18 protein-coding genes are annotated in these 20,361 nt (G+C 60.0%); all 18 read right to left on the bottom strand.

Annotated elements, in window-relative coordinates:
* Nucleotides 1–236: 236 nt before the first annotated feature.
* The gene (locus tag WNZ14_RS01345; protein ID WP_342866816.1) at nucleotides 237–1,682 is read right to left on the bottom strand and encodes an FAD-dependent oxidoreductase; all 1,446 of its coding nucleotides are present in this window, start codon (nucleotides 1,680–1,682) and stop codon (nucleotides 237–239) included.
* Between the two features lies 1 nt (nucleotide 1,683).
* On the bottom strand, nucleotides 1,684–2,298 hold the full coding sequence (locus WNZ14_RS01350; protein WP_342866817.1) for a cysteine hydrolase: 615 nt from the start codon (nucleotides 2,296–2,298) through the stop codon (nucleotides 1,684–1,686).
* A 3-nt stretch (nucleotides 2,299–2,301) separates the two neighbouring features.
* Complete coding sequence (locus WNZ14_RS01355) at nucleotides 2,302–4,365, bottom strand: hydantoinase/oxoprolinase family protein (protein WP_342866818.1); 2,064 nt, start codon at nucleotides 4,363–4,365, stop codon at nucleotides 2,302–2,304.
* A complete protein-coding gene (locus WNZ14_RS01360; protein ID WP_342866819.1) occupies nucleotides 4,362–6,098 on the bottom strand; it encodes a hydantoinase B/oxoprolinase family protein in 1,737 nt (578 codons plus the stop codon). The genes WNZ14_RS01355 and WNZ14_RS01360 overlap by 4 nt, the downstream gene beginning before the upstream one ends.
* Complete coding sequence (locus WNZ14_RS01365) at nucleotides 6,095–6,964, bottom strand: isocitrate lyase/phosphoenolpyruvate mutase family protein (RefSeq protein WP_342866820.1); 870 nt, start codon at nucleotides 6,962–6,964, stop codon at nucleotides 6,095–6,097. Before WNZ14_RS01365 ends, WNZ14_RS01360 begins: the two co-directional genes overlap by 4 nt.
* Nucleotides 6,961–7,467, bottom strand: coding sequence for a 3-isopropylmalate dehydratase (locus WNZ14_RS01370; protein WP_342866821.1), 507 nt, complete (start codon nucleotides 7,465–7,467; stop codon nucleotides 6,961–6,963). Before WNZ14_RS01370 ends, WNZ14_RS01365 begins: the two co-directional genes overlap by 4 nt.
* Nucleotides 7,464–8,744 carry a 3-isopropylmalate dehydratase large subunit gene (locus tag WNZ14_RS01375; RefSeq protein ID WP_342866822.1) on the bottom strand — a complete coding sequence of 427 codons (1,281 nt, stop codon included), beginning with the start codon at nucleotides 8,742–8,744 and terminating at the stop codon, nucleotides 7,464–7,466. The genes WNZ14_RS01370 and WNZ14_RS01375 overlap by 4 nt, the downstream gene beginning before the upstream one ends.
* A complete protein-coding gene (locus WNZ14_RS01380; RefSeq protein WP_342866823.1) occupies nucleotides 8,744–9,448 on the bottom strand; it encodes an ABC transporter ATP-binding protein in 705 nt (234 codons plus the stop codon). Before WNZ14_RS01380 ends, WNZ14_RS01375 begins: the two co-directional genes overlap by 1 nt.
* Nucleotides 9,441–10,187: an ABC transporter ATP-binding protein gene (locus WNZ14_RS01385; RefSeq protein ID WP_342866824.1), complete on the bottom strand. Its 747-nt coding sequence runs from the start codon at nucleotides 10,185–10,187 to the stop codon at nucleotides 9,441–9,443. Before WNZ14_RS01385 ends, WNZ14_RS01380 begins: the two co-directional genes overlap by 8 nt.
* A complete protein-coding gene (locus WNZ14_RS01390; RefSeq protein WP_342866825.1) occupies nucleotides 10,180–11,172 on the bottom strand; it encodes a branched-chain amino acid ABC transporter permease in 993 nt (330 codons plus the stop codon). The genes WNZ14_RS01385 and WNZ14_RS01390 overlap by 8 nt, the downstream gene beginning before the upstream one ends.
* Entirely contained in the window at nucleotides 11,169–12,041 is an 873-nt protein-coding gene (locus WNZ14_RS01395; protein WP_342866826.1) for a branched-chain amino acid ABC transporter permease, read from the bottom strand. The genes WNZ14_RS01390 and WNZ14_RS01395 overlap by 4 nt, the downstream gene beginning before the upstream one ends.
* A gap of 76 nt (nucleotides 12,042–12,117) precedes the next feature.
* A complete protein-coding gene (locus WNZ14_RS01400; protein ID WP_342866827.1) occupies nucleotides 12,118–13,362 on the bottom strand; it encodes an ABC transporter substrate-binding protein in 1,245 nt (414 codons plus the stop codon).
* Nucleotides 13,363–13,396: 34 nt separating this feature from the next.
* Complete coding sequence (locus WNZ14_RS01405; protein ID WP_342866828.1) at nucleotides 13,397–14,275, bottom strand: GntR family transcriptional regulator; 879 nt, start codon at nucleotides 14,273–14,275, stop codon at nucleotides 13,397–13,399.
* A gap of 312 nt (nucleotides 14,276–14,587) precedes the next feature.
* On the bottom strand, nucleotides 14,588–15,505 hold the full coding sequence (locus WNZ14_RS01410; RefSeq protein ID WP_342866829.1) for an ABC transporter permease: 918 nt from the start codon (nucleotides 15,503–15,505) through the stop codon (nucleotides 14,588–14,590).
* A gap of 2 nt (nucleotides 15,506–15,507) precedes the next feature.
* Nucleotides 15,508–16,443 carry an ABC transporter permease gene (locus tag WNZ14_RS01415; protein ID WP_342866830.1) on the bottom strand — a complete coding sequence of 312 codons (936 nt, stop codon included), beginning with the start codon at nucleotides 16,441–16,443 and terminating at the stop codon, nucleotides 15,508–15,510.
* Nucleotides 16,444–16,448: 5 nt separating this feature from the next.
* Nucleotides 16,449–17,450 (bottom strand): oligopeptide/dipeptide ABC transporter ATP-binding protein, encoded by a 1,002-nt coding sequence (locus tag WNZ14_RS01420; protein WP_342866831.1) that lies wholly within the window; start codon nucleotides 17,448–17,450, stop codon nucleotides 16,449–16,451.
* Nucleotides 17,447–18,472, bottom strand: a complete 1,026-nt coding sequence (locus tag WNZ14_RS01425) for an ABC transporter ATP-binding protein (RefSeq protein ID WP_342866832.1) — start codon at nucleotides 18,470–18,472, stop codon at nucleotides 17,447–17,449. Before WNZ14_RS01425 ends, WNZ14_RS01420 begins: the two co-directional genes overlap by 4 nt.
* A 65-nt stretch (nucleotides 18,473–18,537) precedes the next feature.
* Nucleotides 18,538–20,205, bottom strand: coding sequence for an ABC transporter substrate-binding protein (locus WNZ14_RS01430; RefSeq protein ID WP_342866833.1), 1,668 nt, complete (start codon nucleotides 20,203–20,205; stop codon nucleotides 18,538–18,540).
* Nucleotides 20,206–20,361 lie beyond the last annotated feature (156 nt).

Consider the following 20,361-nt stretch of genomic DNA (forward strand, 5'->3'; position numbering starts at 1 on the left):
GGGTAGCGAACCGCGTGGACCGTCCTAGCCTGTCAAAACCAGGGTGTGACTGGAACACGCGCCTTTTTGAGAGCCAGCGTGACTAGCTCATCCAAAGTGAGCCGCTAGCCGGCCTTGGAACCATAGGGGCAAGGAATTGAATAGGCGATGCAACAGATCCGGAGCCATTCGCTCCACTCGGGATGCCGCTTTTATAGGTATTGCGGATGGAAGTTATGAGGACTGATTCCAGGCACTCAGGCTCGAGATGAAACCTGATGTGTAGAAGTGAAGCCTGGCGTCGCAAGCATCCCAGCGGAGGCCCCGGCGACAAAGCCGAACCCTATAGCGGTCAGCAACCCATTTCCGGAAAGGTAGCCGGAGACCTCTGGGCCAGAAACCCCGCAGGCAGCACCGCCACCTGCAAACAGATTGGCAAACGGACTGCCATCCTCACGCACGACACGCGCCTGATCATCAATCATCAGGCCGCCTTGGGTGTGAAACAAAGCTCCCGTCACCTTCACCGCATGGAACGGCGCTGCCAAGGCACCCTTGCCGGTGAAATCGCGGCCAAACGAATCGGTGGCCTCGCCTGATCGATAGAGGGCCACGTCGGAGAGCGTCCCTGCCAGCGCCGCTTCCGGCAACCCGGTAACGCGGGCAAGCTCCGTAACATCAGAAGCCTGCCTTATGGCGCCCGCCGCCATTGCCTCCCGGTAGTCCGGAAAGCCCTGAGCGAAATCATGCAGCCGCGCATCATAGATGTTCCAGGCGATGCCGGCCGGTTGCGCCAGCACATTCACCGCCTGCTCGGAATATCCGCCATGTTCGTTGGAAAAGCGGGAGCCGTCGCTGTTGACCTGAATGCCGCCTTCCATCATCAGCGCCCAGGAGATCAGGATGCCGTGTGGGTGGGCCAGCGAGCCGTGGCCCTGATAGCCAGACACATGGTCGACGTGCGCGCCCAGCGCCTGCCCCCAGGCAAGCGCATCGCCGGTGTTGCCCTGATGCCCGTAGTACAGACCATCTGCAATCTCGGGAATGTGCTGGCGCACCAGCGCGGCATTGCCGCCAAACCCATTGCAGGCAAGAACCAACGCCTTGCAGCCCAGCACTTCCGTTACGCCGTCAGGCCGGGTGATCCCGACAGCAGCGATCCGATCCTCGCCTTCCGCATAAAGAGTGGTGACAAGCGCATCGACAACAACCGGGATGCCCGCTGCTTCGACCGCCGCCAGCAACCGCGCTTCAAGCGCGGCACCGGTCTTTTCTGGAACCGCATGCATGCGGTGGTGGGAATGACCGGGATAGAGAAAGTCGTCCAGCACGATCCATTCCAGCCCGTGGCTGTCAGCCAGCCATTCGAGCGCCGGACCGATGGAATTGGTGGCAAGCCTGGCGAGGGAGGCAATCGATTTGCCCTTGGATTTTGAAAGGATGTCAGCCTCGAAACGCTCAGGCGTGTCATCCGCGACACCGATGGCGCGCTGAAACCGGGTTGCAGGCGCTGGCACGAAGCCCGACGACATTGAGGTGGAGCCGGAGGGCGAAGCGTCGCGTTCGAGCACGATAACCTCGGCTCCTGCGGCTTTGGCCCGCAAGGCCGCGACCAGCCCGCAGGCTCCGGCGCCAATGACGACGACATCGGCCTCGGCATCAACGGTCTTTGGCAGGTCTCGCGATATCCGGCCGTCACTCATCTCAGGCTCCTGCAATCAACGCTGACGCCTCGCTGCAGGTCATGGCCTTTGCTACCGTCGACAGATCACCGATGGCTCGCTCATGGGTCTCACGCGAGAACGCCGCACAGCCGTCGCTCAGCACATAGGTGGAGAAATCACGCACATGCGCGTCCCGCACCGTCGATGCGACGCCGCCATTGGTGACGATGCCGCAGACCATCAGCGTATCGATACCGGCCTTGCGTAGCACCCATTCGAGCCTAGTCATGTAGAACGCCGAATAGGCGACTTTCTCGACGGAAAGGTCTGCAGGCTGCAACTCGTCCACAAGCGCCTGACCCCAGCTGCCGGGCGCAAAATCACCCTTGGCCAGAAAGGGGCGGATCTGCTTGAGATGGGGCGAGATGAATGGCTCACCGCCCTTCCCCGGCACCAACGTGAATTGCGTTGAAGCAATCCAGCCCCCCTTCTCCCTTAACGCTTTGACCACCGGCAGAACGCGTGCCGGCAAAGCGGCGATATCCGCACTTTTCTGCCCGCCGCGCGCATAGGCGCCGTCCGGATGGATGAAATCGTTCTGCAAATCGACGATCAGTAGGCCAGTGCGGCTCGGGTCGAAGGAATGAGGCGCCATGATCTAGGCTCCCTGAACACTTCTGGGTGTGATCACAAGATTGCCGAAGGCATCGACAACAGCCTCCAGACCGGGATCAACAAAGATCGTGGTGTCGGCCTGTTCCAGCAACGCAGGCCCAGCAATGCTGGCGCCGACTGCGAGCAGCAGCCGCTCATAGACACCGGCTTCGTGCCAGGCACCATCGGCAAACACCTGGCGCGTGCCAATCCGGCAGCCATCCGCCGGTTTGCCGTCGACCGGCGCAAACACCGCCATGTCCAGCTTCGGCCGGCGACCGATCACCGCAATCCGGTAATTCATCACCCGCATCGGGATGCCGTCGAGCAGCCGGCCATAGGCCTCGCGGTAGGCGGTCTCGAAGGCTTCACGAATCCCCTGTGACGTCAGCCCCGTTTCAGGAATTGAAATAGCGACATTCACCGTGTGTGTCTGGCCGAGATAAAGCATATCGAGCTCAACCACCCGGTCAATGCGGGCAAAGGCGACGCCTGCGCTTTCAAGCAGCGCCTCGGTCTCATCGCCGACCCGGACCATCTCTGCCCCAAGTTGAGCGGCATCAATCTGGTCGAGCAGCCGGTTGACCGTCTGCACTCGGTCGTGGCGCATGTCGGCCACAACGCATCCAAGTGCCGAAGTCACGCCCGGAAAGCGCGGAACTAGCGCCGAGGCGAGGCCCACTTCCTTGATCAGCGCGCCGGTGTGCAAGGATCCACCGCCGCCAAACGGCATCGCCGAGAACTTCGCAGGATCATGGCCCTTCTCGATAGAAACCAGACGAATCGCGCCCGCCATCTTGGCATTGGCGAGTTGCAGGATCGCTTCCGCCGCCTGCTCGATGGACAGGCCGAGCGGTTTGGCCAGATGCGTATCGATGGCTTTTCTCGCGGCCTCGACATCAAGCCGCGCAAGCTTGCCACCGATCGGGCGATCGGGGTTGATGCGGCCGAGCACCACATTGGCATCGGTGACCGTCGGCCGATCATTGCCAAGCCCGTAGCAGACAGGGCCGGGGTCGGAACCGGCCGATTCAGGACCGACCTGCAACAGGCCGCCCTTGTCGAGCGAGGCGATGGACCCGCCGCCAGCACCGATCGTGGTGATCTCAATCATCGGAGTGCGCACCACCATGCCGAAATCGATGGCCGTCTGGGCAGCCAGCGCCGCCTCACCATTAGCAACCAGCGACACGTCAAACGATGTGCCGCCCATGTCGCAGGTGATGATGTTGTCGAACCCGGCAGCTTTGGCGATTGCGGTGGCTGCGATAACGCCGGCAGCCGGACCCGAGAGCGCCGTCTTCACCGGATAGCGCTTGGCCATATCGATCGACATAACGCCGCCATTCGACTGCACGATCAGGATATCGCCGGCAAAGCCCTTGGCGGCCAGGCCTTTTTCCAGCTTGTCGAGATAGGAGGAGACGACGGGCTGCAGATAGGCGTTGAGTGTCGCTGTCGACAGCCGCTCAAATTCGCGGATCTCGGGCAGGATCTCGGTTGCAGCCGTCACATAGGCATTGGGCCAGACCGAGCGCACCGCTTCAACGGCACGCATTTCATTGTCATTGTTGGCATAGCCATTGATGAAGAAAACGCAGACCGCCTCGCAGCCCGCATCGGCAAGCTCGGTAGCACGCGCCTTGACTTGAGCTTCGTCGACGGGCTCAAGCACGGTGCCGTCGGCCAGCACCCGCTCGCTCACCTCGACGCGGTCCGGCCGTTCCACCACGGGGGTGAACGAACCCTTCAGGCCCCAGGTCGTCGGCCGGTCACGACGGCGCATTTCCAGAACATCGCGAAACCCTTCGGTGGTGATGATGCCGGTGCGCGCGCCCTTGCGCTCAAGCAGCGCATTGGTGCCGACGGTGGTGCCGTGCACGACGGTGCTTATGTCGGCAAAATCATCGACCTTGCTGGCAATCCCTTCGACGAAGCCTTTCGACTGATCGCCCCGGGTTGAGGGCACCTTGGCGGTGAACACCTGGCCGTTGCTCTCGTCAAGAATGAACACATCGGTGAAGGTGCCGCCGACATCAACGCCGATTACATATGCTGGTCGCGTCATTGGGCTGTCTCCGGGGCACGCATAACTCTTGTTGCGGCGTCATCAACCGAGCCTTCAGGCCCGATAACGACGCCATAATCGGCCTCGGTGCGCTCAGCGGTGATGTATCCCAGGCGCAGGTCGCGGGCGACACTCTCGGGGTCGCGGTCAAGTGCCTGGCCGTAACCGCCGCCGCCGGGCGTCTCGAGCCGCAATTTCTGGCCGCGATCAATATGGACGCCGACGATTTTCGAGGCCATCGGCGGCACATGCTCGCCATCGGCCTGCTCATAGTGGAACGTGTTCAAGGCACCGGCACCGCCGCCGACAACACCGGGCGGCGGAAACCGCCCACGTTCGCCGAACAGGAAGACATCGGCCTGTTTCTCAAGCAACTCGATTTCATAGATCGCTCCAAGGCCACCGCGGAACTCACCGGCTCCACCGGAATCGGGCCTCAGCGCCCATTGTGTGAAGCGAACCGGATAGGCCGCTTCGAGGATTTCCAGCGGCGGGATCGTGGCGGTCGAAATCGGCGCATTGCCGTGATTGAGTCCGTCGCCGGCACCGTGAGCCCCGTGGCCGCCGCCAAAGAACGAGAACATGACCCAGCGCTGACCATTGGCTCTATGACCGGCGAGCGACAGCGCGTTGATCGTGCCATAGGCGCAGGCCATCGCCGGTTCGGGCGCAATCTGCGCTACCGCCTGAAACACCACGTCGATCAGCCGCAGGATCGTCTCGGTGTAGCCGCCGACAGGTTTTGGCGCGCGGACAGATAGCAGCGAATCTTCGTCGATTCGGAATTCGACCGGCTCGAGAACCCCGGCATTGGCCGGCACATCGCCGAAGATGTGCTTGAGCGCAACGTAACAGGCGGCAATCGTCGTCGCCTTGGAAATATTGACCGGACCGGCGCAGGCCGGCGACGAGCGCGAGAAATCCATCACCATTGTGTCGCCATCGATGATCAGGTCGAGCGCAATTTTCAGCGGCTCGTCATTGATGCCGTCATTGTCGAGAAAATCCTCGGCAGAGACTGTGCCCGATGGCAGATTGGCGATCTGCGCCCGCATCATCTGCGCCGCACGCGCCGTCAGTTCACCCATGCAGGCGGCAACCTTGCCGTCACCATACTCGTCGAGCAACGCGTTCATGCGCTTTTCGCCAAGTTGCAGAGCATTGATCTGGCCGTTGAGATCACCGTAAAGCGATAGTGGCAGCCGGGAATTGGAAGACAGGATATCGACAATATCCTGCCGGAATTCGCCCCGGTCATAAAGCTTGACCGGCGGGATCAGCATGCCTTCCTGGAAACATTCGGTTGCGGCTGGATTGTAATTGCCCGGCACATTGCCGCCGACATCGTGCCAATGGCCAACCGAAGCCAGATAGCAGAACACTTCGCCATCGCGGAAAACCGGTTTGACCAGACGGAAATCCGACAGATGTGTGCCGCCGTCATAGGGATCGTTGAAGATCCAGACATCGCCTTCATGCACGCCGCCCTGCTTGGCAGCCTTATCGATCACGGCCTTGACCGCGAAGGCCATGACGCCGACGAAAATCGGCAGGCCCGACTTGCCCTGCACCAGCGTGTCGCCGGTCTTGGCATCGTAGATTCCGTGAGACGCGTCATGCGCCTCTGCGATGATCGGATTGAAGGCGGAACGGAACAGGGTTGCATCCATCTCGTCGGCGATCTGTTCCAGGCGGCCCTTGAGGATGGCCAGCGTAACCGGATCAATCGTCATGCGTCTGTGTCTCCATCATAGCGCTTGCCGCTGGCAAGCAGATCATCGGTGCCAATGACCCCGTTGAGGCCGGCGAAATCAAACATCCGGTTGCGAAAGGCTTCGTTGGAACCCGATGCCAGAAGGTTGGCGTAATAGTCCCGCGCGGTCGCAGCGATTGCGCGCACAATTCCGCCAGGGAAGATGACGAAGCTGAAACCGAGTTCCTGAAGGCCGCTGGCATTAATGATCGGCGTCTTGCCGCCCTCGACCATGTTGGCCATCAGCGGCACGCGGCCACCAAAACGTTCCACAATAAGATGGATCTCATCCATCGACTGCGGTGCTTCTATGAACAGCATATCAGCCCCCGCCTCGACATAGGCCTCGGCCCGATCCATCGCCGCATCGAACCCTTCGACAGCGATGGCGTCGGTGCGGCCGATAATCAGCGTTTCCTCTGATTGGCGGGCATCGCAGGCAGCGCGGATCTTGCCCGCCATCTCGGATTTCGAGATCAACGACTTGCCATCAAGATGACCGCAGCGCTTGGGCATCGTCTGGTCTTCAAGCTGCAGCGCATTGGCACCCATACGTTCAAACACGCGCACCGTTCTCTGAACGTTGAGCGCATTGCCAAATCCATTGTCGGCGTCAACCACGATGGGCAGCGCAATCCGGTCACGCAGTGCTGCAACTGTATCGGCAACCTCGCTCATCGACACCAGTCCGATATCGGGCCGTCCGAAGCGCGTATAGGCGATGGATGCGCCCGAGAGATAGACGGCCTCCGAGCCGGACTGTTCGGCGATCAAACCGCTGAGGGCATCGTATACGCCGGGTGCAAGCAGGATTTCCGCCTTGCCCAGCCTCTGTTTCAGGCTCATGCGCCTGCCTCCCTTTCGCGCTCTTTTGCAAAGCGCTTTTTCAAATGCGGCACCAGCCCGCCATCGGCGAGCATCTGCTTGAGATTGTCCGGCAACGGCTCGAGCCGGACAGTTTGACTTTTGTCTGTCAGCCGCAGTTCACCCGCGACTGGATCGAGGACCACGGCGTCGCCATCGGAAACGCCGTCAACATTTTCTGCGACCAGCACCGGCAGGCCGAGGTTGAGCGCATTGCGGTAGAAGATCCCAGCGAAGGATCGCGCCACGACGCCTGCAACGCCTAGATGCTTCAAGGCTTCCGCCGCCTGTTCACGCGACGACCCCATGCCGAAATTCTTGCCCGCCACGATCACGTCGCCGGGCTTCACGGTGCCCGCGAACTCAGGCCTCGCCGATTCCAGGCAATGGGCAGCCAGCATCTCGAGACCGCCCTTCATGTACTGGCCCGGCGCAAGCTGATCCGTGTCGATGTCATCGCCGAGGAGAAAAATCCGCCCACTCATACAGTGCCCTCCCCATCCCGCAGGAACTCGCGCGGATCGGCGATGCGCCCGGTGATGGCGGAAGCCGCCACAGTCAGCGGCGAGGCGAGCCAGACCTTTGAGGATGCCGCACCCATGCGGCCCTGAAAATTGCGCGCCGTCGAGGAAATGCAGGTAACATCCTCACCAAGCCGGTCATTGCCATATCCGGCGCAAATCCCGCAGGCATTGGGAAGGATTTGCGCACCGGCATCCTCGAATACCGCCATGATGCCCTCGTCAGCCGCGCGCTGCTGATCGCGCATCGAGGCTGGCGCGACACGCAGGGCGATACCGGGCGCGAGCTTGCGGCCGCGCAGGATCGCAGCGGCACCCTTGAGATCCTCGTATTTGGCCCCGGTGCATGCGCCTATATAGGCGACATCAAACTGCGTATCGGGCGCGTGGGACACAGCCATCGCATTGGCGGGTGAATGAGGAGCAGCCACTTGCGGTTCGAGTGCGGCGGCGTCAAAGACATGATGCGCGGCAAGTTCTGCACCGGGATCGGTTTCAAGCCCGTGCCAATCGCCAGCAGATCCGCCGACACTCTCGAGATAGGCCTCGGTTGTGGCATCCGGCGCGATCAGTCCAACCTGGCCGCCAAGTTCGGCCGCCATGTTGGACAGCGTCATGCGTTCCTGCATCGACAGCGCCGCAATTGCCTCGCCGGTATATTCCACCGCCTGATATTGCCCGCCATCCATGCCAAGCCGGCCGCAAAGCGCCAGCATGATATCCTTGGCAATCACGCCGGGCGAAAGTCGTCCCTGCCATTCGATCAGGATGGTTCCGGGAACCTTGAGCCAGATCTCGCCTGTCGCCAGAACCCCGGCCATCTCGGTAGCACCGATACCGAACATGTAAGCCCCGAAGGCTCCACCGGTCGGTGAATGACTGTCGCCACCAACGACCAACATACCTGGCTTCAAGTGTCCGCGTTCTGGCAGCACGACATGGCAGATGCCCTCTCCGTCGTGGAAGGCGACCTTGCGCTCCTTGGCCCAGAGGCGGGTCAGTTCGAGAATGCGCGCACCTTCATCGGTATCGCCAGGGACGAAATGATCCGAGATCAACACAACTTTCGATGCATCGAACAGCCCGACGCCGAGATCCTGCAGGATCGGCTCGACGCGCCGTGGGCCGCCGGAATCGTGGATCATGGCGAGATCGACGCGAGCCGTCACGACATCGCCCGGACGGACACTATCGAGGCCCGCGGAGCGCGCAATGATCTTTTGAGCAAGCGTGGACGCCATCATGCCAGCCCCAGATAGGAGCGCTGCAGTTCCGGATCATCCATCAGATCAGCCGGGATACCCGAGAGCTTGATTTCGCCGTTCTCCATCACAAACGCGCGGTCGGCGATTTCCATGGATTGCAGCACGTTCTGCTCGACCAGCAGGATGGTCAGCCCGTCGGTGTTGAGCTGCTTGATCAGGGTGAACATCTCCTCGACCAGCAAGGGCGACAGCCCAATCGATGGCTCATCAAGAATAAGCAGCAATGGCTCAGCCATCATGCCGCGGCCGATGGCGAGCATCTGCTGTTCGCCCCCCGAGAGCGTGCCGGCATTCTGCGAGAAACGTTCCTTGAGACGCGGAAAAATATGGGCCACATGTTCAATGTTGCGGGACCTGTTGGACCGGCCGCGCCGATAGCTGCCGAGCTCGAGATTTTGGCGCACCGTCAAATTCGGAAAGACATGGCGGCCTTCCGGCACCTGGATCAGCCCCTCGTCGACAATAGCCTGCGGCGAAAGGCCTGCAATCGACTTGCCCTCGAATGTGATCGAACCGCTCCAGGGCTGCATCAGCCCCGAAACAACCGCCGAAAACGTGGTCTTGCCGACGCCATTCGAGCCAAGCAGGGTGACAATTTCGCCCTTGCTGATCGAAAGACCGATCCCGCGCAAAACCTCGACCGCGCCATAGCCTGCGCGCAGATTGCTGACTTCAAGCACTGGCTGCCTCCCGCTTGGCAATACGCTCCGCCATGCCCTTGCCGAGATAGGCTTCAATCACGCCGGGATTTGACACCACCTCGCGCGGGGGGCCCTCGGCGATGATGGCACCCTGATTTAGCACCCAGGTGTAATCTGACAGGCTCATGACCGCCTGCATCACATGTTCAATCAGCAAGATGGTCACACCCGCATCGCGGATAGCATTGATGACAGGGATCACATCGCGGATTTCAGACGGGTTGAGCCCGGCGAGAACCTCGTCAAACAGGATCATTTTCGGATCTGTCGCCAGTGCGCGGGCCACTTCCAGCCGCTTGCGTCCGGAAACAGTCAGAGATCCGGCATCCATGTCGAGCCGGTCACCGAGGCCAACCAGCCCGGCTACAGTCTCGGCTTTGGCCAGCGCCTCAGTGCGGCCGCGGATCTTGAGATGTGCACCAACGGCAATGTTTTCCCGCACGGTCTGCCCGGCGAAGGGCTGAACTGTCTGGAACGTGCGGATCATGCCACGTTTTGCGATCGCCTCTGGCGGCAAGCCGGTGATGTCCTCGCCCAGAAACCGGACTGTGCCGGAATCAGGCGTATGAAAGCCGGTTATCAGCGCAAACAGTGTGGTCTTGCCTGCGCCGTTGGGACCGATCAGCGACGTGATACCGCCTTGCGACACTGTCAGTGTTACCGACTGCGACGCCTGCAGTCCGCCAAAACTCTTGCACAGGCCGTTAATCTCAAGCATGGCCCTTTCCCTCTTCAGTCTTCGGAGTTGCCGGTTTTCCGACACGCAGATGGGAAGAGAGCCCGGCCAGCCCTCGCGGCACGAAGAGCACCATGATGACGAGCAAGACGCCATACAGAACAAGGCTGATCCCCGGCGCATCGCCGATCACCGCGCGAGAAAGCTCCGACAGACCGTGCAAGGCTGCAGCTCCCAGGAGCGGGCCGAACAATGTGCCCATGCCACCAATGATCGGAACCAGCAGGCTTTCGACCGAAATTGCTGCGCCATAGGCAATGTACGGATCGAGATAGAGAAAATACTGCGCGTAGAAAACGCCTGCGAGACCGGCGAAGAAGCCCGAGAGCATGATCGCGCCCATCTTCACGCGGAAAGCATCGACGCCAAGCGCACGTGCCGCGTCCTCATTGTCCCTTACCGCCATCAGCTGCGCGCCAAAGCGAGAATTGCCAATCTTCCAGACAGTCAGGAAGGCGGCAAATGTCATCGCCCAGATCACCCAGAAGAACCCCGCCTTTGTGAGAAACTGGAAATTGGCTGCACTCCGCTCCAACGGGATCAACAGCCCAACGCCGGCGCCAGTAAAATCGACCGAATTCGAGAGGATTCGCAACACCTCCGCGAAAGCAAGTGTCACCAGCGCAAAGTAGGAGCCGCGCAGCCCGTAGCGGAACGTGCAGAAGCCGATGAACGCACCAACTGCTGAAGCTGCAAAACCGCCCACGGCCAGACCTATCCACGGATTAATGCCGAACTGAATCTGCAGCACCGCGACTGTGTAGGCGCCGGTTCCGAAATAGGCAGCGTGACCAAACGAGACCTGGCCACCATAGCCGCCCAGAATGTTCCACGCCTGACCGAGCAATGCCGCGTAAAGCGTCATGATCACGATGTTGAGCAGCGACTCTTGCGTGATCAGTAGAGGGGCGAGCGCAATGAGACCAAAGACCACGATCAGCACAAGCAATTTGTTGGTGGACTTCATGCTTTTGCTCCGAACAGTCCGGTTGGCCGGAAAATCAGCACCAGGATGAAGATCACGAAAATTCCGAGCTGGCCGAGGCTTTCGCCCAGGAAGAGCCCGCCCATCGCTTCCACCACGCCAATGATAAGCCCGCCAACAAGAGCGCCGACGAACGACCCCATTCCACCCAGAACAACAATGGTGAAGGCAATCAGCACGAAGCCGCCGCCGACCTGTGGATTGACATAATAGCTTGGCAGCAACAGGCATGCGGCGACGCCGAGGCAGGCAACGCCAAGTCCAAAGCTCATCGCAAACACATGATCGGCATCGATGCCGACCAGTTGAGCGCCCTTGCGCTCCTTGGCCAGCGCCCGAATGGCGCGACCGAGATCAGTGTGGCTCATCAGCAGCCAGAGCAGAGCCGCCGTCACCAGCGCACCGACAAAGGCAACGACTTTGGGATAGGGCAGAAAGGCGCCAAAAATCTCGATCACGTCAAAGGAATAGGGAGTGTCGACAGTCCGCGTATCAGACCGAAAGAAGAACAGCGCCAGGTTTTCAATGATGATTGAAAGACCAAGCGTGACCAGCAGGATGTTTTCATCCCGGCCATGGCTGGCCCGACCGATAATGCCTCGTTGCAATCCGTAGCCGAGCGCAAACATGGCCGGGGGCACGATCAGTAACGCCACATAGGGATCAATCCCGAACTGGGCATTGAGGAAATAGACCGCGTAAAGCCCAAGCATCAGCAGCGCCCCGTGGGCGAAATTGATGATGTGCAAGACGCCGTAGATCAGTGTCAAACCGAGCGCCACCAAGGCATAGAGCCCGCCGGTGGTCAGTCCGTTGAGAATCGATGGAATGATGATTGCGCTGTCTGGCATGCTGGCCCGCAGTCCGGAATGGGAAAGGTCCGGGCCGGGCTTTGAAAGCCCGGCCCGTTGGTGTCGGTTGGACGACCTACATTTTCATCGGGAAGACCGTCTCGGCCGAAGCAAACTGCTCCGGATAGACGACTTCGATTGCGCCCTTCTGAACCTGTGTGTTTACAGGCTGCGCGCCCTCGTTCTGGCCATTGACCATCTTGGTCGGGCCATAAGGCATGCCATGCTGATCCCAGGTCGAGGAAGCCAGCGCCGCATTGACGGCGTCCTGATCGGTTGAACCGGCACGATCGATGGCGTCGGCAAGGAAGGCAACCGCATTGTATGCCAGGAACACTTCGTAGGTGTAGACCAGACCCTTGGCCTCAGCTGCCTTGCGGCGCGCAAGTGCAACTTCCGACTTCGGATCATACCAGTGATTGCAGTCCATGATCAGCTCGGCAGCTTCAGGGAATTCGTTGACGAACTGAAGGTTCGACGCCGCTCCGCCGAGCACCGAATAGATGCCCATGGCTTCGATCTTCTGCTGGCGCAGGGTGCGGGCCAGAAGCACGTACTCATTATAGTAGTTGGCCGGAATGATCAGGTCGGGCTTCTTCGACTTGATCTGCAGCGCGATGTTGGTGAAATCACGTGTCGGATTGGCGTGCTTGATAACATCAACCACTTCAATGCCGATGCCTGGAAGCTGCTTGGACAGAAGCTCTGCAGTTCCGGTACCGAACAGCGATTCTTCATGGACAATCATCGCGGTCTTGGCTGGCGAACCTGCAGCCTTGTTGATGGTGTCAAGATTGGCGACAGCCATCTCGGCAACCTTGCCGTAGCCAGGCCCGAAGCGGAACGTGTTAGCGAGACCACGCGTGACGATACTGTCGGAAACGCCGACATCAACAACATGCGGCGTATTGGTCTTGGCTGCTTCCTGAGAAGTGGCGAGCGAGATTGCCGAGGAGTAACCGGCAACAATGCCGTGCACGCCGGCTTCGGTCATCTTCGTGACCTCGGCTGCGCCGATGTCAGGCTTGCCCTGGCTGTCGGCCAGCATGGCCTCGATCATGGCCCCGCCCATCGACTTGATGCCACCTGCCGCGTTGATATCGGCAATCGCCATTTCGGCACCGGCGCGGCACTGCGAACCGGAGAACGCAATGAAACCGGAGACCGGATGGATCAATCCGATCTTGACCGGCGCGGCCTGCGCCCGCAGAATCGCAGGAAATCCTGTGATGCCAACTGCCAGAGCCGCAGCTCCTGTTGCGAGGAAGTCGCGACGGCGAACCCCTGCGGAATTGGTTTTTGTTGTCTTCGTATCAGCCATCATTCGCCTCCTGTTTGGTCGACCTTCGGTCGATTCAGTGTTCCCCGGTTATATTTGTTGCAGCGCCGCCGGCCGGGACCGGTGACGAGGTTTGTGTCGCCCATCGCATGCCTTCTCTCTCGCGAACGCGATTCATGGACATTTCGAAGCGATAGACGTCGGGTCGATACAGGACCCGGATGTATTCAACCGGCCTGCCCGAGGTGTCGAGAACGACGCGTCGGACCTCGATCAACGGCGAGCCGGCGTGCACGGACAGTGCGCTGGAAACTTCAGAATCGGCGAGCGAGGCCGAGATTGTCTGGCGAGCAGACGCCACATTGACCCCGGCCAGCTCCAAGAGCAGCAGAAGCGGCTTAGTGTCGAGGTCCTCGCGATCATACTGCCGCCCGATATCAGCAGGCACATAGGTCACCAGATAGGACATCGGCTCGCCATCAAGGCTGCGGACACGCACGGCGTGCTGAACGTCGGTGCCGGGCTCGATCTCAAGCGCGTGGGCAACATCCTCGCTGGCCGCGACATAACCGAAATCAAGCACACGGGCTTCTGTCGCAACACCCATCAGCGAGATGTTTTCAAGCCATCCTTCGATAGATGATGTCACAGCCGGCGCCTTGGGCCGATGGGTCACACGCGTTCCGCGGCCACGTTCGCGAACCACAAGGCCCGCACTCGCAAGCTCATTCAGAGCACGCTTGGCAGTAATGCGAGAAACATGAAATTCGGCAGCCAGTTCCTGCTCGCCTGGCACCAGTTCTCCGGACTGGACTTCGCCGCCGAAGATCCGGTTGCGCAGGATCAGAAAAATCTGGTGGTAAAGCGGCACGCGGGCATTCGGATCAAGCCGCACAGCGGATCGCTCGCGCCCTGCTTCGGACTCACCCGAATGACCTGATTTTGTCGTTTTCATAGCCGCTCCCGACACCAATAAAACTAATGATATGTCAATATGCCATTATGTCAACTGAGCTCGAACGACAAACGGTTGTAGCCGGTCAGAGAGCTCTCTGAATTCGGGCAAGAACTGGTCTGGCATCTACTTTTGGGAAACGGGAGGTTGGCGGATTTAGCGTGAGTTTGACAACGCTGTGCAAAGCGCACTTGTCATCTGGCCATCATTGACGGCGCACCAGCACAAGGGCGGCAAAGTTCCGCCAGCCGTCTCATGAGCATTGAAGGGCGCGTCACGATAGCGGCGCCCTTTTCTTGTATTTAGGCTCTCTCAATCGAGAGTTGGATCAAACTTGTCGCGCATCCAGTCGCCGAGAATCGAAATCGACAGGGTCGTCACAACGATCGCAGCACTTGGCGCCAGCATGATCCATGGGGCTGACTGGATGTAATCGCGGCCATAACCCACCATGTTGCCGAGCGAGGTCATGGGCGGTTGCACGCCGAGGCCCAGGAAGGAGAGACCGGATTCCAGCAGGATCACTTCCGGAAAATTCAGAGTCAGGGAGACAATCAGCGTTGAAGCAATGTTGGGCAGAATGTGCCGCGAATAGATCCGGAACGGCGTCGCGCCGAGATCACGCACGGCAGTCGCGTATCCGCGCTCATTGGCGGAAATCGCAAGCCCCCTCGAAATGCGGGCGATCCGCTCCCATCCGTAAAACCCCATCAGGATAGTAAACAACATCAGCGAGCTGCCGAGGAAGGCCAGAACGGCAAGTGCGATGATCATGAACGGCATGGCGGCCTGAGCATCAATCAGCATCAGGATGACCTGTTCGATACGCCCGCGGAAATATGCTGCGACAAACCCGAGCGTCACCCCGACGATAGCGGCAATCACGGTCGACAGGAAGGCAATGATCATCGATATGCGGATCGAGACGATCAGACGCGACAACACATCACGGCCCAGCTCGTCGGTTCCCAGCGGATGGGCCCATGTGCCGCCCATGAAGACGGGAGGAATGAGCCGGGCCCGCAGATCCAGTGCCATGAAGTCGTAAGGCGCAATCCACATGGCGGCAATAACCACCACGGCGATCAGACCGATCCAGAGAAGCGCTATGAGCACCAATGGCGGCCAGGCCTCGAAGAACGCACGAAGCCCGCTCTTTGATGTGAATACACTGCCGCCGGTCTCGGCTGGCCTGGCTGGTTCAAGATTCGGTGTGGTGTCAATTGTCATTGTCAGCTCCCGGCCTGAAGCCGTTTGATGCGGAGACGCGGATCGACGATCCCGTAGAGAATGTCGACGGCAAGATTGGCCCCAACCATGGTCAGGCCAACAAGAAGCAGAATCACCTGAACCACCGCAAGATCGCGGTTGGCTACAGCATTGACCAGAAGACGCCCGACGCCGGGCCAGGAAAACACGCTTTCCACCACAACCGCGCCGGCCACCAGCGAACCGACCAGAAAACCGACAATCGTCAGTGTCGGGATCGCAGCGTTCGGAAGCGCATGGTTGCGCACGACATCACGCCACAGCAATCCCTTGGCCGAAGCCGTCCGGATGTAGGGCTGTCCCAGCACTTCCAGCATGGCTGACCGTGTGAACCGGGCAATCACAGCAGCGCCGACCAGACCCATGGTCACGGTTGGAAGCACAGCATGCGCCCAGGTGTCCGACCCACCCGACGGCAGCCAGCCCAGCCAAACCGCAAATATCATTGCCAGCACAAGTCCGAGCACGAAGCTGGGAACCGTAAACCCGGCCACTGACACCATCATGATCAGCCGGTCCACCCAGGTGTTGCGATAAAGCGCCGCCGTCACACCGGCGGGCAACCCGATGCAGAGTTTGATGAAAAGTGCGGGCAGCGTAATGGCGAGAGTGAGCGGGATACGCTCGCCCACCACGACAAGCGCTGAACGCCCGTCGCGCATGGAGTTGCCCAGATCGCCATGGAATACGGCCCCAAAATACTTGAAGTACTGCACCCAGATCGGCTGATCGAGGCCCCAGTTCTTCCTGAACGCTGCAAAGGCCTCGGGCGGAGCTTCCGGCCCGAGAATGATGATCGCCGGATCCCCCGACAGCCGCAGCACCACAAATGCTGCAGAAACGATCAGCGTGACGGTAATAAGCGCCCGGAAGATCTTCATCAAGAGATACTGAACCATGGTCTCTACTCCGCTGCTTGAACCGCAGGCGCGGCGCCCGCATTAACCAGATGACAGGCCACTGCATGACCGCCACTTTCCACCAGTTTAGGAACCTCGTTCCGGCAGGAGGCTTGCGCGATCGGGCAGCGCGTATGAAAGCTGCAGCCCGACGGCACATCAACCGGGCTCGGAGGATCTCCCTCAAGCACGATGCGCTCGCGTTTTCCACGCCGTGCAGGTGTCGGAATGGCCGAGACCAAGGCCTTTGTGTAGGGATGCTGGGGACGTCGGAAGACATCCTCCGGAAGGCCCGCTTCCACGATACGTCCGAGATACATGACAGCAACGCGGTCAGACATCTGACGCACGACCTTCAGGTCATGGCTGATGAAAAGAGCCGCAAATCCGGTGCGCTCACGCAAATCATCAAGCAGGTTGAGAACCTGCGCCTGGATCGACACATCGAGTGCGGAAACCGGTTCGTCGCAAACCAGGAGATCCGGCTCCAGCGCCAGCGCCCGCGCAATCACCACTCTCTGACGCTGCCCGCCTGAAAGCTCGTGCGGATAGCGCATGGCCATGTCAGGTCTGAGCCCGACAGAGTCCATCAAGAGTGCAGACCGTTCGGTTCGCTCTGCCGCCGACATTTCAGGATTGTGAATCTCGAAGGGTTCGCCGATTTGGGTTATCACCGGAAGACGGCGATCCAGAGCGCCAAGCGGATCCTGATAGATCATCTGCATCCGGCGCCTCAGCGCCCGCCAATGGGCATCGTGCCGGGCCGTCACGCGTGTTCCGGCGAATTCAACCGTTCCTGAAGTTGCCGGAATCAGGCCCAGCACCAGCTTGGCCGTTGTCGACTTGCCGCAGCCAGATTCACCGACCAGGCCAAGGGTGCGGCCTTTTTCAATGGAAAAGGACACGCCATCGACGGCCTTGAGCGAAGCCTTCCGGCCAAACAGGCCCTCCGGGACATGCACCTCGTAGTGCCGCTTGAGATCGTTTACCTGCAGCAGGCCGCTCATGCCGGCACCAACGAACGCTTGACCTCAGAAGGAAGTGCGGCTTCCGTCGTCACCTCGTCCCTGCATTTAACGCAAGCGGCAAAATGGCTGTGCGAATCGCCAAAAGGCAGGAATGCCGGCATCCTGGCATCGCAGATCTTGCTGGCGATCGCGCACCTTGGCGCAAAGCTGCAGCCTGGCGGCAGTTGGTCGGGAGCCGGAACTGTTCCTGGAATTGATTCCAGACGGCGGCGGGGACCATCAATATCGGGAAGCGCCGCAATAAGCCCCTTGGTGTAAGGGTGGGCGGGGTTGTCAAACAGCGAGCCGGTATCTGCTTCCTCGATCACCCGGCCGCCATACATCACCGCCACGCGGTCGCTCATGTCGGCAACGACACCGAGGTCGTGCGAAATCAGAACCAGCGCCATACCGGTATCGCGACGCAATTCCGTCAACAGATCGAGGATCTGCGCCTGGATTGTTGCGTCAAGCGCGGTAGTCGGTTCATCGGCGATCAGCAGGTCGGGCTCGCCTGCGAGAGCCATGGCAATCATGATGCGCTGATTCATGCCACCGGACATTTCGTGCGGGTACTCACGCAAGCGGCGCGTCGCATTGGCAATGCCGACCCGGTCCAGAAGACGGGCCGCCTCTGCGGTGGCCGAAGCACCGGTCAAGCCGCGGTGCAACTTGAGCGCCTCGGTGATTTGCCTGCCGATGCGGTGCACCGGATTGAGAGAACTGGAGGGGTCCTGGAAGATCATGGCAATGCGTCCACCGCGCAGGCGGGACATGTCATTTTCGGCAGCACCTGCAATTTCCTGCCCGTTGAGCTGGACCGAACCCGAAATCCGCGCCCGGCTTCCCAAAAGCCCCAGAGCCGCCAGCCAGGTAATCGATTTGCCGCAACCCGACTCGCCTACGACGCCAAGAACCTCGCCCTTGGCAACGCTCAGACTTACGCCGTGAAGCGCTCTGACGAAGCGTTTTCCCTGGTCGAAATCAATCGCCAGATCCTTGATTGACAGAAGCGTTTCCATTGGCTGGTTCTCCGTTGACAAAGAAAAAGGGCCGGGGCGCACATCTGCACCCCGGCCCCGTGGCATCAGTTGCCTGGCGCTACGACCTTGAAATTGGCAGGTCGGAAATCCATCGACTGGAGACCGGACCAGTTCCACTCGATGTCCTTGCGCTTGCCAAAGAAGATCGCGCTCTGATGCATGACAGTGTAGGCGGGATCCTCGCGCTCGGCGATTTCCAGCATCCGGCGGAAGGCTGCACGGCGCTCTTCGAGAGCGGTCGAGGTCTCCAGCTTGATGCAAAGCGCGTTAAACTCTTCATTGGTCCATTCGCCGACCTGCTGCTGCTGGCCGTTCTGGCAGTGCTGGTTGACGATCGAGGAAACCGGATCCGGGAACGGAGCCGAGTTCGACCAGTCGCGGATCATGCGCGGGCCGCTTTCCTTGTCGAAGATCTGCTGCCAGTTTTCCTTCATCTCGATCTTCACGTTGAGACCGATCTGACGGAAGGATTCGGCATTGATCTGCGCCGTCGAAACCTGGTTGGTGTAGTAGTTGTTCAGAACGCGGAAGGTGATTTCCTCACCATTGTAGCCCGATTCCTGAACCAGCTTCTTCGCCAGCTCCATGTCGTATTCCGGCACGGTCCAGTCCGAGAGGAACATGTCGCCGTAGTAGGACCACTGCAGACCGGCTGGAACTGTTGTCCGGCCACCCCAGAGGGTCTCGACGATGGTGTCACGGTCGATCGCGTGGGTCATCGCCTGACGGATCTTGACGTTCTGCATCGGGCCGTTGTTCTTGTCGAACACCATCAGACGGTGGTTGAGGATCGGGCCGCCGACAACTTCAAACGCGGCATTGGATTCAACAGTGTTGATCTGGTCCGGCGGCAGATCGGTGATGAAATCATATTCGCCGGAGAGAAGGCCGTTCACGCGGCTTGCAACTTCCGGAACCACTGCAAACCGCAGGGTCTTGATCGGCGGTGTACCACCCCAGTAGTCGTCATGGGCTTCAAGGACGAGAATGTTGTCAGGCTTGAATTCGACAACCTTGTAAGGTCCTGTCCCGACTGGCTTCTGGGCAAAGGCGAGCCAGGAGTCAGCCTCTTCATAGGCGCGCTTGGACAAGATTTCAGCGCCGTAGCGGGAAATGCGGCCTTCAAGCGTCGGATCGGGAACGGACGAGACGAAACGAACGGTCATGTCATCGATTTTTTCAACTCGGTCGAGATTGGGCCAGGCGCGCTTGGCCACGGCTGCAACCTCAGCCGGCGGAACCTTGCCACCAACAGCTGCGCTGGCGCTCGCGGTGAAAAGCGTCTTGCCGTCTTTACGCGCATTGTCCTGCTCGTCGAGAAGACCGAAACGCTCCTTGGAGAACGTGAACACAACATCATCGGCAGTCATGATGTCGCTGTTGTGGAACTTGACGCCGGGACGCAGCTTCAACTCGACGGTCTTGTCGTCAATCCGCTTCCACTCGGTGGCAAGACCCGGCTTCTGCGGCAGATCGGGGTTCTGGCGGTCGTAGTCGATCAGGGTTTCGAAAATGGAGTAGAATACCCGGGCTCCGACGTTGGACTGCTCGCGAAGCACATCAAGCGCGCCGGCATTGACGATCTGCTGGACAGCAACAGTGATTTCCGGGCGCTCCTCAGCAAATGCCTGTCCGGGCATAGTGAGCATGGTGGTTGCAAGGAGATATGCGCCAATCATCATGGCGCCCTTAAGCTTGCGGTTGTGGGTCATGTTCCGTTCCTCAACTTCGCATTTGTGCGTGATTGCAAATCTCATGATCTCGCTCGGGGTCATCTTGCAGCCCCGAAGACAGCCCGACTGGTAACGGCGGGATGTGACGGTCAGGATTCGTCTTCGTAAATTTTTCATGACAATTAACAGTCACGG

The sequence above is a fragment of the Hoeflea sp. AS60 genome, assembly GCF_038900115.1.
Lineage (GTDB): Bacteria > Pseudomonadota > Alphaproteobacteria > Rhizobiales > Rhizobiaceae > Hoeflea.

Bases quoted from the DNA above. Each gene is read 5' to 3' on its own strand.
- WNZ14_RS01355 (WP_342866818.1), bottom strand. From the start codon at position 4,365: ATGACGCGACCAGCATATGTAATCGGCGTTGATGTCGGCGGCACCTTC.
- WNZ14_RS01345 (WP_342866816.1), bottom strand. From the start codon at position 1,682: ATGAGTGACGGCCGGATATCGCGAGACCTGCCAAAGACCGTTGATGCC.
- WNZ14_RS01420 (WP_342866831.1), bottom strand. From the start codon at position 17,450: ATGAGCGGCCTGCTGCAGGTAAACGATCTCAAGCGGCACTACGAGGTG.
- WNZ14_RS01405 (WP_342866828.1), bottom strand. From the start codon at position 14,275: ATGAAAACGACAAAATCAGGTCATTCGGGTGAGTCCGAAGCAGGGCGC.
- WNZ14_RS01430 (WP_342866833.1), bottom strand. From the start codon at position 20,205: ATGACCCACAACCGCAAGCTTAAGGGCGCCATGATGATTGGCGCATAT.
- WNZ14_RS01400 (WP_342866827.1), bottom strand. From the start codon at position 13,362: ATGGCTGATACGAAGACAACAAAAACCAATTCCGCAGGGGTTCGCCGT.
- WNZ14_RS01370 (WP_342866821.1), bottom strand. From the start codon at position 7,467: ATGAGTGGGCGGATTTTTCTCCTCGGCGATGACATCGACACGGATCAG.
- WNZ14_RS01375 (WP_342866822.1), bottom strand. From the start codon at position 8,744: ATGGCGTCCACGCTTGCTCAAAAGATCATTGCGCGCTCCGCGGGCCTC.
- WNZ14_RS01415 (WP_342866830.1), bottom strand. From the start codon at position 16,443: ATGGTTCAGTATCTCTTGATGAAGATCTTCCGGGCGCTTATTACCGTC.
- WNZ14_RS01390 (WP_342866825.1), bottom strand. From the start codon at position 11,172: ATGAAGTCCACCAACAAATTGCTTGTGCTGATCGTGGTCTTTGGTCTC.
- WNZ14_RS01410 (WP_342866829.1), bottom strand. From the start codon at position 15,505: ATGACAATTGACACCACACCGAATCTTGAACCAGCCAGGCCAGCCGAG.
- WNZ14_RS01350 (WP_342866817.1), bottom strand. From the start codon at position 2,298: ATGGCGCCTCATTCCTTCGACCCGAGCCGCACTGGCCTACTGATCGTC.
- WNZ14_RS01385 (WP_342866824.1), bottom strand. From the start codon at position 10,187: ATGCTTGAGATTAACGGCCTGTGCAAGAGTTTTGGCGGACTGCAGGCG.
- WNZ14_RS01425 (WP_342866832.1), bottom strand. From the start codon at position 18,472: ATGGAAACGCTTCTGTCAATCAAGGATCTGGCGATTGATTTCGACCAG.
- WNZ14_RS01365 (WP_342866820.1), bottom strand. From the start codon at position 6,964: ATGAGCCTGAAACAGAGGCTGGGCAAGGCGGAAATCCTGCTTGCACCC.
- WNZ14_RS01360 (WP_342866819.1), bottom strand. From the start codon at position 6,098: ATGACGATTGATCCGGTTACGCTGGCCATCCTCAAGGGCCGCCTGGAA.
- WNZ14_RS01395 (WP_342866826.1), bottom strand. From the start codon at position 12,041: ATGCCAGACAGCGCAATCATCATTCCATCGATTCTCAACGGACTGACC.